At 71.9% G+C, this 14,045-nt stretch carries 15 protein-coding genes; 10 read left to right on the top strand and 5 right to left on the bottom strand.

Annotated elements, in window-relative coordinates; all coding sequences use genetic code 11:
* Positions 1-77: 77 nt before the first annotated feature.
* From MFF58_RS07655 to MFF58_RS07635, 5 genes are all read left to right on the top strand, one after another.
* Positions 78-1,379: a murein hydrolase activator EnvC family protein gene (locus tag MFF58_RS07655; RefSeq protein WP_373323295.1), complete on the top strand. Its 1,302-nt coding sequence runs from the start codon at positions 78-80 to the stop codon at positions 1,377-1,379.
* Positions 1,379-2,719, top strand: coding sequence for a S41 family peptidase (locus tag MFF58_RS07650; RefSeq protein WP_238286417.1), 1,341 nt, complete (start codon positions 1,379-1,381; stop codon positions 2,717-2,719). Before MFF58_RS07655 ends, MFF58_RS07650 begins: the two co-directional genes overlap by 1 nt.
* Before the next feature lie 177 nt (positions 2,720-2,896).
* Positions 2,897-4,135, top strand: coding sequence for a divergent polysaccharide deacetylase family protein (locus tag MFF58_RS07645; RefSeq protein WP_238286415.1), 1,239 nt, complete (start codon positions 2,897-2,899; stop codon positions 4,133-4,135).
* Positions 4,136-4,230: 95 nt separating this feature from the next.
* On the top strand, positions 4,231-4,785 hold the full coding sequence (locus MFF58_RS07640; RefSeq protein WP_238286413.1) for an RNA pyrophosphohydrolase: 555 nt from the start codon (positions 4,231-4,233) through the stop codon (positions 4,783-4,785).
* A 24-nt stretch (positions 4,786-4,809) separates the two neighbouring features.
* A complete protein-coding gene (locus MFF58_RS07635; RefSeq protein WP_238286412.1) occupies positions 4,810-5,439 on the top strand; it encodes a DUF2939 domain-containing protein in 630 nt (209 codons plus the stop codon).
* A gap of 161 nt (positions 5,440-5,600) precedes the next feature.
* Here MFF58_RS07635 and MFF58_RS07630 read toward each other — a convergent pair whose 3' ends face one another.
* Both MFF58_RS07630 and MFF58_RS07625 read right to left on the bottom strand, forming a co-directional pair.
* Entirely contained in the window at positions 5,601-5,966 is a 366-nt protein-coding gene (locus MFF58_RS07630) for a photosystem reaction center subunit H (RefSeq protein ID WP_238286411.1), read from the bottom strand.
* A 23-nt stretch (positions 5,967-5,989) separates the two neighbouring features.
* Entirely contained in the window at positions 5,990-6,421 is a 432-nt protein-coding gene (locus tag MFF58_RS07625) for a response regulator (protein WP_238286410.1), read from the bottom strand.
* A 207-nt stretch (positions 6,422-6,628) separates the two neighbouring features.
* Here MFF58_RS07625 and MFF58_RS07620 point away from each other — a divergent pair, with 207 nt between their 5' ends.
* From MFF58_RS07620 to MFF58_RS07605, 4 genes are all read left to right on the top strand, one after another.
* Positions 6,629-7,303, top strand: a complete 675-nt coding sequence (locus MFF58_RS07620) for a YoaK family protein (RefSeq protein WP_238286409.1) — start codon at positions 6,629-6,631, stop codon at positions 7,301-7,303.
* Positions 7,300-8,313, top strand: coding sequence for a WD40 repeat domain-containing protein (locus tag MFF58_RS07615; protein WP_238286408.1), 1,014 nt, complete (start codon positions 7,300-7,302; stop codon positions 8,311-8,313). Before MFF58_RS07620 ends, MFF58_RS07615 begins: the two co-directional genes overlap by 4 nt.
* A 69-nt stretch (positions 8,314-8,382) precedes the next feature.
* Entirely contained in the window at positions 8,383-8,907 is a 525-nt protein-coding gene (locus MFF58_RS07610) for a DUF2937 family protein (protein ID WP_238286407.1), read from the top strand.
* Positions 8,908-9,033: 126 nt separating this feature from the next.
* The gene (locus MFF58_RS07605) at positions 9,034-10,272 is read left to right on the top strand and encodes a peptide ABC transporter permease (RefSeq protein ID WP_238286406.1); all 1,239 of its coding nucleotides are present in this window, start codon (positions 9,034-9,036) and stop codon (positions 10,270-10,272) included.
* A 4-nt stretch (positions 10,273-10,276) separates the two neighbouring features.
* Here MFF58_RS07605 and MFF58_RS07600 read toward each other — a convergent pair whose 3' ends face one another.
* The gene (locus MFF58_RS07600; RefSeq protein WP_238286405.1) at positions 10,277-11,284 is read right to left on the bottom strand and encodes an alpha/beta hydrolase; all 1,008 of its coding nucleotides are present in this window, start codon (positions 11,282-11,284) and stop codon (positions 10,277-10,279) included.
* Positions 11,285-11,388: 104 nt separating this feature from the next.
* A complete protein-coding gene (locus MFF58_RS07595) occupies positions 11,389-12,690 on the bottom strand; it encodes an RsmB/NOP family class I SAM-dependent RNA methyltransferase (protein ID WP_238286588.1) in 1,302 nt (433 codons plus the stop codon).
* Positions 12,691-12,901: 211 nt separating this feature from the next.
* Between MFF58_RS07595 and MFF58_RS07590 the strand changes: the two genes are divergently transcribed.
* Positions 12,902-13,075, top strand: coding sequence for a hypothetical protein (locus MFF58_RS07590; protein ID WP_238286403.1), 174 nt, complete (start codon positions 12,902-12,904; stop codon positions 13,073-13,075).
* A 22-nt stretch (positions 13,076-13,097) separates the two neighbouring features.
* Here MFF58_RS07590 and panE read toward each other — a convergent pair whose 3' ends face one another.
* Positions 13,098-14,042 carry a 2-dehydropantoate 2-reductase gene (gene panE / locus MFF58_RS07585; protein ID WP_238286402.1) on the bottom strand — a complete coding sequence of 315 codons (945 nt, stop codon included), beginning with the start codon at positions 14,040-14,042 and terminating at the stop codon, positions 13,098-13,100.
* Positions 14,043-14,045 lie beyond the last annotated feature (3 nt).

The following is a 14,045-nucleotide window of genomic DNA, read 5'->3' as shown; positions in this document are numbered from 1 at the left end:
CCGGCGCCGCACTCCGGCATATCGGTCCGGGCGGGACGGGTGGTGGGGGGCGTCTCGCCCGCCGCAGGCTTTCCGCCCTGGCTCTCCTGGCGCTCAGCGGCGGCACGCTGCCTGCGCGCGCCGAACCCCCCGCGGATGCGGAGGCGAACCAGCGCGCCAGCGAGGAGCGCGACCGTCGCGCCGAGAACCTCAAGCGCGTGCAGGACGCGCTCGCCGCCAGTGCCGGCCAGCGCACCCAGTTCGAGACCGAAATCGCCGCGATCGGCACCGACCGGGCCAAGCTGGACGCCGCGCTGGTCGATGCCGGTCGGCAGGCCCAGGCGACCGAGGATCGTCTGAGCCGCCTGGAAGAGCGCCTCAAGGCGATGAGCGAGAGCGAGTCGGCGATCCGGCGCTCGCTTCAGGCGCGGCGCAGCATCGTCGCCGAGATTCTGGCGGCGCTCCAGCGTATGGGACGCCGTCCGCCCCCGGCGGTGCTGGTGAGTCCCGAGGACATGCTCGCGGCGATCCGCACGTCGATGCTGCTCGGCGCCGTGGTGCCTGAGCTACGCGGCGAGGTCGACACCCTCGCGGCCGACCTGACGGAGATGATTCGGCTGCGCGGCCTGATCGCGCAGGACAAGGAAGGTCTCGCGTCCGACCTCGCCGGCTGGGCGCGCGAGCAGCAGCGCCTGCAGGCGCTGGTCGCCGCCCGCCGCGCCCGTCAGGCCGAGGTCGAGAGCGGTCTCTCCGCCGAGCGCCGACGTGCTGCCGAACTCGGCGCCCAGGCCAAGACCCTCAAGGATCTCCTCGACAGGACCGAGGCGGAGGTCGCCGCCGCGAAACGCACAGCCGACGAGGCGAAGGCCGCAGCCGAGCGCGAGGTGCGGGTTACGCAGGAGCGATTTGCCGCGGCCGGGTTCCGGGATCCGGCCCGGTTGGCCCCGAAGGTGCATTTCTCGGATGTGCGGGGCGAAGTGCCGCGGCCGGTCAGCGGGCGGGTGATGCGTGGTTTCAACCAGCCTGACGGCAACGGCGGCACCACGCGGGGCGTGTCCTACACGACGCGGCCGAAGGCGACGGTCTCCGCCCCGGCCGATGGGTGGGTGCAGTTTGCCGGGCCCTTCCGGTCCTACGGGCGACTCTTGATCATCAACGCTGGCGACGGCTACTATCTTCTGCTCGCGGGGATGGATCAGATCAGCGTCGAGGTCGGTCAGTTCGTGCTCGCGGGCGAACCGGTCGGTAGCATGGGCGAGAAGGGTGCGGGTTCGCCCGGATCCGATGGCGATCCCACCCTGTACGTCGAGTTCAAGAAGGACGGCGGCTCCATCGATCCGGAGCCGTGGTGGGCGAAGAGCCCGAACAATACGGTACTTGGCGAGAAGGTTCGCGGCTGATGCGCAAGACATCCCTGATCATGCTCGGCGCCTTCCTGGGTGCCGGCACCTCCATGGTGGCCACCCAGACCGACTTCCTGTCGGGTCCGCGGGCCGTGGCCGCCTCGGCCGAGACCTACCGCCAGCTCAGCCTCTTCGGCGACGTCTTCGAGAAGGTCCGCACCGACTACGTCGAGAAGCCGGACGAGTCGAAGATGATCGAAGCGGCCGTCAACGGCATGCTGACCTCCCTCGACCCGCATTCGAGCTACATGGACGCCAAGGCGTTCCGCGACATGCAGACCACCACTCGCGGCGAGTTCGGTGGGTTGGGCATCGAGGTCACCATGGAAGACGGCCTGATCAAGGTCGTCACCCCGATCGACGACACGCCGGCCGCCAAGGCGGGCCTGCTGGCCAACGATGTCATCACGCAGATCGACGACGATCAGGTTCAGGGTCTCACCCTGAACCAGGCGGTCGACAAGATGCGCGGTCCGGTCAACTCGAACGTGAAGCTCAAGATCTCCCGCAAGGAGTCGAAGGACCCGATCGACGTCACGCTGACCCGCGACGTGATCAAGATCAAGCCGGTGCGCTCGAAGGTGGAGGGCGGCGACGTCGCCTACATCCGCCTGACCCAGTTCAACGAGCAGACCTTCGACGGCATGCGGGCGGCCATCGACAAGCTGTCGGGCGAGATCGGCAACGACAAGATCAAGGGCTACGTCATCGATCTGCGGAACAACCCGGGCGGCCTGCTCGATCAGGCCGTGATGGTCTCGGACGCCTTCCTGGATCGCGGCGAGATCGTCTCCACCCGCGGCCGCAACCCGGACGAGACGCAGCGCTTCTCGGCGAAATCGGGTGACCTCACCAAGGGCAAGCCGGTGGTCGTGCTGGTCAACGGCGGTTCCGCCTCGGCCTCCGAGATCGTCGCCGGCGCTTTGCAGGATCACAAGCGCGCGACCATCATGGGGACGCGCTCGTTCGGCAAGGGGTCGGTCCAGTCCATCATCCCGCTCGGCGGATCCGGCGCGCTGCGGCTCACCACAGCGCGCTACTACACGCCCTCGGGCCGCTCCATCCAGGCGAAGGGCATCGAGCCGGACGTCGAGGTCCTGCAGGATGTGCCGGACGAGCTGAAGGGCAAGGACGAGACCAAGGGCGAGGCCGGCCTGAAGGGCCACCTCAAGCAGAAGGACACCGACGAGCGCGGCGGATCCTCCGCCTACGTCCCGCCGGATCCGGCCAAGGACAAGCAGCTGATCTCGGCCATCGACTTCCTGCACGGGATCCAGAAGGGGGCCGCCAATGGAACGCCGGCTGCCCAGCAGCAGAAGCCGAGCCTGCCGAACTGATCGATCCCGCTTCGGCGGATCGTGCGCGCTTCAGTCCCGTCCGGCTAGCTGCCGGGCGGGACTTCCGTTTCCGAGGGGCCGCATTAGCGGAACGTTAACCCTATCCGACGGGAATGGGGGTCGGGATCCGCACCGCGCCCGCGGGTGCAGGGACCACGATCCCGCATCGAGAGCCCGTTGACCGAGTCCACCGACGATATCCTCACGCGACCCCTCGGGGTGCCGGAGGCGGAGGCGCCGGACCAGCCCGGCCGCCGTTTCGGACGCCTCGTCGCGGGCGTACGCCGCCCCAGGATCGCCGGCGGTGCCATCATGGCAGCGCTCCTCGCAACGGCGGGGCTGGTGGTCGCTCTCGGCGACCCCACGGGTGGCGAGCCCCGCGCCGAGGCCAAGATCACCCTCCGCGAGCCGATGCCGCGGTCCGCACCGCCCGCGCCGGTCGTCGCCGCGGCGCCAATCGCTGCGACTCAGCCCGGCACATCGCCGCTCCAGCGCAGCGCGGAGGAGATCGAGACCGCCTCTGGCGTGACCGTCGTGCGTCCCGCAGGGTCCGGTCCCACCGACGCCGTACTGATCCGGGTGCCGCCGCCCAACGTGGCGCGGCTCGCGCCGGCACCGGACCCACGGATCAGCGAGGCGGGACGCCACGGGCTCATGCCGAAGCTCGGCGAGGGCCGGGTGCGTGCCCTCGATGTTTATGCCCGCACCGAGGAACCCGGCACCGGCCCGCGGATCGCCGTCGTGATCACCGGACTCGGCGTGGGCCAAGCCGCCACCGCCGGAGCGACCGCCCGGCTGCCGGCGGCCGTGAGCCTCGCGTTCCTGCCCTATGGCGGCGAGGCTGAGCGGTCGGCGGCGAGGGCCCGCGATGCCGGCCACGAGGTGTTCCTGCAACTCCCCATGGAGCCCTTCGATTACCCCGACAGCGATCCCGGTCCGCAGGCCCTGCTCACGGCCCTGAAGGGACCCGAAAACGCCGACCGCCTCGCCTGGGCGCTGGCCCGCTTTCCCGGCTATGTCGGTGTCGCGAACTTCATGGGCTCCAAGCTGATGGCGGATGCCGCCTTCGAGCCGGTTCTGCGCGAGATCGGCGCCCGCGGCCTGGGCTTTCTCGACGACGGCACCGCCGCCAAGGCGGCGAGTGCTCCGGCCAACAAGGCGCGGACGCCCATCGCCCGCGCCGAGATCGTCCTCGACGCCACGCCGCGCGCTGATGCCATCGATGCCGCCCTGGCGCAGGCCGAGGCCCGCGCCAGGGCGAATGGTTTCGTCCTCGTCTCGGCGAGCGGTGCGGCGCTCAGCGTCGACCGAATCGCCCGTTGGGCCAAGGATCTCGATGCCCGCGGGCTTCGACTCGTGCCGGCCAGCGTGGCGCTGCGCGGCGCGCGCGACAAGCGCGTCTCGACGGCCGATTGAGTGTCCGCGCGTAAATCATCCGTCAGAGTAGGCAAACCGGCTCCGTCGGGTTCGAGGTCCCTGGTCGGCGTTGCCGCCCCCGGCGTGCCTGACCTATGCTCGCCGCGATGACGACACATTCGGATACCGGCAGCACCCTGCCCTACCGCCCCTGCGTGGGCGTCGCCCTGATCGCGCGATCGGGCGGCGTCTTCGTCGGACGTCGGAGCAAGAATGCGGGCCCTGAGCACGTCGCCGGCCCGCACATGTGGCAGATGCCGCAGGGCGGCATCGACCCCGGCGAGGAGCCGGAGGAGGCTGCCCGCCGGGAACTCTACGAGGAGACGAACGTGCCGCCGGACGCGCTCGAACTGCTCGGCGAGATCCCGGATTGGCTCGCCTACGACCTGCCGCAAGACGTCATGAAGCAGGCGTGGCAGGGACGCTATCGCGGCCAGTCGCAGAAGTGGTTCGCCTACGGTTTTCGGGGCAGCGAGGACCTGATCGACGTGCTGAACCCGGGTGGGGGCGCGCACAAGCCCGAATTCGACGCGTGGCGCTGGGCGCGTTTCCCGGAGCTGCCGGAACTGATCGTGCCGTTCAAACGCCCCGTCTACGAGCGCGTGGTGGCGGCCTTCTCCGGGCTCGAGCGGTGGGCGCCCGAGTCATGACGCCGCGAAGCGGGTTCTGATCCCGTGCGCTGGCTCGCGATCCCGCTTGCCCTCGCCCTGGCATGGCTGGCCTTCACGCTGAGCCCGCTCTGGTCGCTCTACGATCTCGCGCAGGCGGTGCGCCGGCACGACGCCGCCTATGTCGAGAGTCACGTGAATTTCCGGACGCTCCGCCTGTCGCTGGTCCGGCAGATCACGGCGGCCATGCGGGTTGCGGCCGAGACCGACACGGATCTGGAACCCCGCGACCGCCAGCGGCTCAACGATGCCGCCTACGGTCTGGCACTCGCCCTGTCCGAGACCATGGTGACGCCGGAGACCGTGATCGATCTGCTCGCCAACGGCTGGCCCGACAAGCTCGATGTCGAACGGCCGGCGGGGGCGCGGCCGGAGGGTCTCGCGATCCGCAATCTCGGCCGGCTGATGCCCTATTATGCGGCGCTCGAAATGCGGGGTTTCCGCGCCGTCGTGATCCCGATCCCCCCCGAGGCGCCGCGCGCGGAGCGCACGCGCATCCGGCTGCGCCTGCGCGGGCTCAGCTGGCGGCTCGTCGATATCGAGATGGCCGACATGTTGCGCGAGCAGATCGCCGCCAAGCTCGGCCGCGCCCTCGCGCGCGCCAAGATCGGGGCGAGCGCCGGCGAGGAGCGCTAGTCGCCGGCCAAGCGTCGCGACGCTCCGGCAACGGCGCTCCCAGTTGCGCCGGAGGTGAGGGATCGGAACCACGCCCCCGCGGATGGCGGCGGCTCCAGGGTGATGGTCGGCCGCGCAGACGTGTCGGAGCGCCGCTGCCGAGAGCCCGCCGGGCCCCCCATTCACTTCGCCTTGGTGCTGCCGGCGGCGTCCTTGGGTTCGCGCGCTTCGCTGAGGCTGTCGGCCTTGTCCTCGTCGGTGTCGCCGCCCTGCTCGATGGTCTTGGACGGATTGGCCAGGAGCGATTTCGCGATCCCGAGCAGGTTCTCGCACTCGCCCGGGAACTTGTAGGTCTCGAGCACGATGGCGGCGTCGCGCAGCGTGCGCAGATCGCGCACGAGCTGGGTGTTCTGATCTGCGCGCAATTCGCTCTTGGCGGCGATCGCCTCCTCGATCTGTGCGCCCTTCACGTCGCAGGCGGCGACGGCCGGCGAGGCGGCAGCGGACAGGGCGAGGGCGAAACCGGCTGCGGAAAGGGTGCGCCGCATGGCGTGGGTCCTTGGGGGCGGGATCAGGCGTGGTCGAGGGACGCGGCGCGCAGGACGTCGCGGGTGAGGGTCACGAGCTGGCCCGGCCGGTAAGGCTTCGGCACGAAGATCGACCCCGGCACGGCCTCGTTGGCCGGCAGGCAGGCGCGGCCGCCGGAGGTGTAGACCACCGCCAGCTCAGGGCAGAGCCGCCGCGCCCACCGCGCCAGCGCGAGGCCGTTCGTGTTGCGGGCGAGATCGATATCGGTGAAGAGCATGTCGATGCTCTCGCCGGCCAGGATGGCCTCGGCCTGCCAGGCATCCGCGGCGGTGATCACCCGGTAGCCCTCGTCGAGGAGCGTCTCGGCGGCAAGCTCGCACACGGTCGGCTCATCCTCGACGACGAGGATGGTGGCGGCGGCCGGGTCCAGGACCGGCATGGACGGGCAGACGAAAGCGGCGGCGAACGGAACCATGACGCAACTCCCACTCACCCGGCGGGGGCGCGATGTCCCCGGACCGGATCGCAGGGGCAACGGCCCCTCCCGACACGGTGTTCACCCTGTTTGCATCGAATTGCCTGGGTTTGGTGAGTGTCGCGTTAACCGCAGCCCGGCAGTGCTGAACGAAGCGGCCGGAATGGTTAACGGAAAGTTACCGGCCGCGCGCCGGGGAGGCCGGGCGTGACCCGGCCATGGCAGCTCGGCATCGGCCTGCTCCTCACGGGGCTGGCCGGCTACGTCGATGCCCTGGGCTTTGTGCGCCTGGGCGGCCTCTACACGTCGTTCATGAGCGGCAACACCACCCAGTTCGCGGTCTTCGGTGCCGAGGCCGAGCTGCATCGCATGGTCCTCCCGGCGGTCCTGCTGCTGGCCTTCCTCACCGGCTCAGTCCTCGGAAGCGGGCTCGCCATCCTCACGCCGCCGCGCTGGACGACGCCGATCGTCCTTGCCTACGAATCGCTGCTGATCCTGGGCGGTCTCGGGCTGGGCCTGGAATCGCCGGAGCTGGGCCTCGCGGCCTTCTTCGTCGCCGTGGCCATGGGGTCGCAGAACGCGGTCCTCGCGCAGGTCAAGGGGTTTCGCGCCGGCACCACCTTCGTCACCGGCGCCCTGTTCAGCCTGGGCCAGAAGATCGCCCAGGCCTTGACCCGGACCGGCGACCCCCTGGGCTGGATCGGCGACGGGCTGGTCTGGATCTCCTTGCTGTTCGGCGCATTTCTCGGCGCGCACGCCTACGGCCTCTTCGCCCTCTACGCGCTGATCGCGCCGGCGGCGATCTCGGGCGGGCTCGCGTTGATTACGGCGTTCCTGGTCTTGCGCGCGGCGCCGCCCGCCGCGAAGGTCCCCCCGACATGACGAGCCCCCTCAGCAATCCGTCCCTCACCAGCCACGTGGCCGCCCTGGAGCCGGGTGCCCACGTCGTCGCGGCCCATTTCCTCAAGGACGTTCCGGTGCTCGCGCTGAGCGACGGCACGGTCGCCCTGGCGCGCGACGGTGGCCTCGATCGGCTGGCAGCCCATCCCGACAGCGGGATCCTGGTGGCCGCGGGCAGCGGCGACCGCCTGGTCACGGGCGGCGACGACGGGCGCGTGGTCGAGATCCGCGCCGACGGCGCGATGGAGCAGCGCGGCCGTTCCAACGGCAACGCCTGGATCGACGCGCTGGCGCTTCATCCGGACGGTGCCGTGGCCTGGTCTGCGGGCCGCAACGTCGTGACGCGGGACGCCAAGGGGCGCGAGAAGCAGTTCCAGGCGCCCTCGACCGCCCGGGGCCTCGTCTTCGCCCCCAAGGGCTACCGCCTCGGCGTCGCCCACTACAACGGCGTGAGCCTCTGGTATCCGAACCTCGAGACGCCGGCCGAGGTGATCAGCTGGAAGGGCTCGCATATCGACGTGACGTGGTCTCCGGACGGCCGCTTCGTGGTGTCCACCATGCAGGAGAATGCCCTGCACGGCTGGCGGCTTCAGCCGGACCGCGGCCACATGCGGATGTCCGGCTATCCCGGCAAGGTCCGCTCGGTGGCGTGGTCGTTCGACGGGCATTGGCTCGCCACCGGCGGCGCGGAGGCGGCGATCGTCTGGCCCTTCGACTCGAAGGAAGGACCGACCGGCAAGGCTCCGCGGGAATGCGGCGTGCGGCCGGCCCGGGTCTCCCGCGTCGCCTTCCACCCGAAGGCACCGGTTCTGGCGGTCGGCTACGAGGACGGCTGCATCCTGCTGGTCCGCTTCACCGATGCGGCCGAGCTGCTGGTACGACCGGCGGTCCCGGGCAGCACGGTCACGGCGCTGGCCTGGGACGGGCGCGGCGCGCGGCTGCTGTTCGGCTGCGCCGACGGGGCGGCTGGCCTGCTCAGCCTTCCGAGCTGAGTCGGGCTGGAACCCCGGCCTTCGGCATGCTCTTTGTCGAGGGACGATTCCCCGTGCCGGAGGCCAGACGTGTTCCGCGTGTTCCGTACCCTCGGCCTCGCCCTGGGTCTGCTCGGCGGCGTCGTGGCGGCGCAGGCTCCAGAATTCGCGCAGCAATACACGCAGCGTCTCGGCGGTGCCGCCGATGAGCTGCGCCGGCAGGTCGCCATCCTCGAATCGGACGCGCAGGCCTCCGGCACGACCCGCGACGACGCGGTGGACCGGCTGCGCACCAACCCGGATCAGCTCGTCGCCCGGCGCGGCGACGCAGCCCGGGCCGACATCGCCCGGCTCGCCCGGCTCAGCGCCCAGCAGCAGGCGCTTGCCTCGGCGACGAGCCCGCTCGGTCGCGTGGTGGCGATGCTGCGCGATCCCGATCTGTCGGTGGCCCAGGCCGCCTACCGCGACTTCAGCCCGGCCATTCCCACCAATGCGGACGGGCTCGCCGCGGGATTGATCGGTTTCTTCGCCGCCTGGGGCGGTTGGCGGGTGGTGTCGGATCTCGGCCAGCGTGCGGCGCGCCGCCGACCGCGCCGGACCGTGACGGCCGCCTGAGACGGCCGGAGGCCGCCTGACGCCGCATCGTGCGGCCCGAAGTGTGGCTTCGCGTCTACAGCGGCTTGCGCGCGCCTTGCGTATCGAGCAGGGATCCGGCCGTCCCGGTTCGGAAGAAGGCGCCAGATGCCTCGCGCGTCGAACTCGTCCACCATCGATCCGGCCCTCGACGCCGCCGCCCTGCTTCGGCGCATCGGCTTCTTCGGCCTGTTCGTGGTGCTCCCGGTCCTCGCGCAGGTGGCGCGCCGCGCCTCGGTGATCCTGGCGCCCATCGCCGTCATCCTGCTCATCATCGCCAGCGTGATCGACCGGCGCCAGCGCCCGGTGCGACTGGCCACGCGCCGCCTGCTCACCGCGCCGGCCTTCCTGGCGGGCATGCTGGTGGTGCTGTGGTCCGCGCTGTCGCTGACCTGGACGCCCTTCCTCGGACCCGCCCTCGAGCGACTGGCGAATCTCGCGGCCACGATCGGGCTGGCCCTCCTGGGCTACCTCGCCCTGCCCGATCGGATGCGCTCGGCCAACCTCTACCTGCTGCCGCTCGGCGTGGTCGCGGGCGCCATCGTGGCGATCATGCTCGGCCTCTTCGGCGCGCACATCGCCCCGCCCGGCACCGAGGATGACGGGGCGCTGGATCGCGGCTTGGTGCTCCTGATCCTGCTGCTCTGGCCGGCGCTCGCGTGGCTCAGGTCCCGCCGCAGGGACCGGGAGGCGCTGGGATTGGCGCTGCTGGTGGCCCTGGCACTCACGGTCCAGCCCGACGCAACCCAGATCGCGGCACTCACCATCGGAGCCCTCGCCTTCGCGCTGACCAGCTACCGGCAGAAGCTCGGCGTGGCGCTGACGGCGATCCTGTCGGCCGCTCTGCTCGCCGTGGCGCCGCTGCTGCCCTTCCTGGCGCGCCCGGTGGGCGCCGCACTGCTCGGCCCCCTGGCCCCTTCGGTTCTCTCTTTGAAGAGCTGGCAGAAGGTCGTGACGGGCGATCCGGTCCGGCTGATCACCGGCCACGGCTTCGAGACCGCGCTGCGCGGGCGCCTCGTCGGCCTGCTCCCGCTGAACGCGCCGACCACGGCGCTGTTCGAGTTCTGGTACGAGCTCGGGATCGTCGGCGCCCTCGCGGCCGCCTTCGCGCTCTACGCGTCGATCCGCCGGGCCGGTCGGGACGGGCCCGCGCTTGTGCCGGGCGCCATGGGATGCTTCGCCGCCGCCTTCACGGTGGCGTGCCTCGGCGCGGGCATGACGGCGATCTGGTGGCTCACGACCCTGGCCATCGCGACCGTCGTGTTCGTCTCCGTGGAGCGGGGTCAGTTCCGCACCAGCCGGCCGAAGGTCGCCAAGCTGCACCGCCTTCAGACGGGCGAGGGCTGACGCCTCACCGGCGCAGGAATCCGTGAAGCCGGATCCAAGCCAGGAACAGACCGGGCCACGCCGCCGCCGGCGTGCCGGGTGCGCCGAGGCCGAAGCCGTGGCCGCCGCGCTCGAACAGGTGCAGCTCGGCCGGCACCCGCGCCTTGCGCAGGGCCGTGAACATCAGCAGCGGATGATCGGCCACCGCGACCGGATCGTCGATCGCCTGGACGAGGAACGTCGGCGGCGTCTCCGGCCCGACCTGAAGGTCGACCGAGTAGGTCTTCATCTCGGCGGGGGTGACGTCATCGCCCACCAGGATTCGACGGGTATGGGTCCGGTCGAAGGGCTTGCGCATGGTGATGACGGGATAGATCAGGCCGGCCAGGACGGGCCGCACCGGCTGTGCGTCGCCCGCGTCGACCCCCGGATAGAGGTCGTGGGCGCTCCCGACCGCCGTCTCGCCCATGAGGTGCCCTCCCGCCGAGAAGCCGAGGACGCCGACCCGCTCGGGGTCGACGCCGAACTCCGTGCCGCGGGCCCGGACCAGCCGCAGGGCGCGCTGCGCGTCCTGCCGGGGGGCGTCGGGACCCGAGCCCCACCCCTCCGCTGGCAGGCGATAGACGAGCAGGAAGACCGTGATGCCCGCCGCGTTCAGGACCCGGCCGACCGGGACACCTTCGTTGCCCAGAGCGATGAACTCGTAGCCGCCGCCGGCGGCGACGATCACCGCGGCGCCGTTGGGATTGGCCGGGCGCATCACCAGCAGGCAGGGACGCGCCACCCGGGTGATGTCGCCGAACGGGCCCTCCACGTAGCGATACCCGCGCGCGTCGGGTCCGCTGCCGCCGCCCGGTGGTTCGCCCGGCCAGAGGTCGATCACCTGCAGGTCCGCGCCCGGCAGCGATTGCGGTAGGGCCCGCACGGCTTCGTGCGCCGCCGGATCCGGCGGTCCGTCGACCTCCGCTCGGGCGGAGCGAAGGCCGAGGGCGCTCCCGAGTCCGGCGAGCAGGAGTCGGCGATCGAGGCGCACGGGCATCTCCCGGATCCGGCCGCAGGCGGGAGCCCACCTCGGCGACCCCGGCTCCCGCGGGAGCGCCGGTCCAACGTCGCGGATGCGGGTGCGGGTTCCCCTCCTCAGCCCCGACGCGCGACGGTGGCCACGTAGAAGCCGTCCGTGCCGGTGCGGAGCGGGCTCATCTGGATGCCGTGGGCGGTCATGCGCACCGCGTCCCGGAGCGTGGCCGGCCCCGCGGCCAGCACCTCGGACGCCGGCACCACGTCGAAGCGCCCGCGCCAGCGCGACAGCAGGCCGGCCACCGCGGCGTCGTTCTCGGCGGCGAGCAGCGAGCAGGTGATGTAGACGATCCGTCCGCCCGGCTTCACCAGCCGCGCCGCCCGGTCCAGCACCTGGGCCTGCTCCGCCGTGCGAAGCGCGAGGCTTCCAGGCCGAAGCCGCCACTTGGCATCCGGATTCCGGCGCCACGTGCCCGATCCGGTGCAGGGGGCGTCGACCACGACCCGGTCGACGGTGCCGTCGAGATCCTCCAGCACGTCGGCCCGCGTCTTGCCGGTGCGCGGGGTGCGAACCTCGGCGACCGCACCGGACCGGCGCAGCCGTTCGTGGATCGGCGCCAGCCGTCGCGGATCGCCGTCCGTGGCGATCAGGCGGGCGCCGTTGCCGGTCTCGGCCGCCAGCGCCAGGGTCTTGCCCCCGCCTCCGGCACAGAGGTCGACGATGGTCTCGCCCGCCCGGGGCGCCGCCAGGAGCGCGGCGAGCTGGGAGCCCTCATCCTGGATTTCGTACCAGCCCTCAAGGAACTCACCCTCGACGTGCAAAGCCGGGCCGCGCCCGTCCGCCCCGATCGGGATGCGCAGGCCGTAGGGGGCGTGGGGCGTCGGGGCCGCCGCGAAGGCGGCCAGAGCCGGTGCGACCGCGTCGCGGTCGCCGCGCAGGGCGTTGACCCGGATGTCGAGGGGCGCGCGCCGGGCCAGGGCCTTCAACTCCGCGACGAGATCGTCGCCGAGGGTCGCCGAGAGGTCGGGCAGGATGAAGGCCGGCGCGTCGCCCGCCACCTCGGGCGGGGCATCCTGCAGGGTCGCGGCGTCGAGGCGGGCACGCTCGTCGTCGCTCAGGGGCTCGGGCGCGAAGCGCTCGCCCGAGAACAGGCTGGCCACGGAGGCGGCGGCGAGGCCCTGCTGCAGCCGCAGGGCGCCGATCAGGACAGCGCGGGGCTTGTCCGAGCCCATGATCCAGGCGGCGGACGCGCGCCGACGCAGGGCGTCGTAGACGAGGCTCGCGATCCCGGCCCGGTCGCCAGAGCCGGCGAAGCGGTGCGCGAGACCCCAATCCTTCAGGGCGTCGGCGGCGGGCCGGCGGCGCTCGGAGATGTCGGTCAGGATCTCGATGGCTGCGGAGCAGCGGGCGGCGGGTGTCAGCGGTCTGGTCCTTCAGAATGGGTCTACGATGACGCGAAACGGCCACGCTTGGTCCGCGATGTCGCCACCTTACGGCCGAGCTTCAAGCACGTTCCCGGCGCAGACGATGGTTCAGGCGGCGCGCCGTGCGGGCCGTCGCGTGTCGTATGGCATCGGCCGGCCGCGGACCAGAGCGGTCTCCGGACCGGCGAGCCCCGGAGTGTCCCAGCCCATGATGTCTGCCGCTCGCGTCGCCCTCGCGTCCCTGGTCGTCGCCGCCCTCGCCGCCTGTGCGAGCGCCCCCGCCGCCCAGCCGGATCTGACGCCGCCGCCGCGCCGGCCGGTGGATGCCAAGACGCAGCTCGAATACGGCAATCCGCCCCCGCCCCCGCCCGGCCGCTACTGAGAACCCGGCGCGGGAGGGGAGCTCAGGCCGCCTCCCGCGCCTGCCGGGCCTCGTAGGCCTTCAACCCGGTATAGACCGTGCCGAGCAGCGGGAAGGCGGCCTCGGGCGCGAGCCGCAGGCCGCGGGCGATCAGGTCGCCGATGACGTGATCCGCCTCGATCCGCCCCTTGCCCTCGATGTCGCGCAGCATCGAGGCCGTGAAGGTGGAGCCGGCCGTGGTCAGCTGCGCCCGCGCTCGCTCCGCCACCACCGCCCGCGGCGCGAAGCCGCTCGCGGTCGCCACGGCCGTGCATTCCGCGTGGAGCGCGGCGATGAAGGCGGTGCCCCCGGGCGTCGCCACGATGTCGCCGACCGCCGCGCGCATCAGCGTGGTCGCCCCCGCGAGAGTCGCCAGGAACACCCACTTCTCCCACATCTCCTGCAGGATCACGTCGCTGAGACGCGGCTGGAACTTCAGGCCGCGCATCAGGGAGTCGACAGCCTCGATCCGCGCGGAGCGTGATCCGTCCCGTTCGCCGTAGGTGATGCTGCAGAGTTCGCTCATGTGGCGGATGGTGCCGTCCGGCGCGAGCGTCGCCGCGATGGCGCAGGATCCGCCGAGGACGCGCTCCGGGCCGAAGCGGGCATCCAGGGCGTCGAGATGCGACATCCCGTTGAGCACCGGCAGGATCGCGGTCCCCGTGCCCACGGCGGGCGCGAGATCCGCGATGGCGCTGTCGAGGTCGTAGGCCTTGCAGGACAAGACGATCAGGTCGAACCGCCCCGCCTGCGCCAGCCGGTCGGCCGTGACGGTGGGCGGGTTCGGCAGGTGCAGGTCGCCGAGCGGGCTGCGGAGGTTGAGGCCGCCCGCGGCGAGCTTGGCGGCCCGGGCCGGCCGGACCAGGAAGGTCACGTCGGCCCCCGACTCGGCAAGCCGTGCGCCGAAATACCCGCCGGTCGCGCCGGCCCCGACGATCAGCGTGCGCATCAG

The organism is Methylobacterium longum, assembly GCF_022179385.1.
Lineage (GTDB): Bacteria > Pseudomonadota > Alphaproteobacteria > Rhizobiales > Beijerinckiaceae > Methylobacterium > Methylobacterium longum.
The sequence above is the reverse complement of the archived record's forward strand: the minus strand, read 5'-3'. Positions and strand labels throughout refer to the sequence as shown.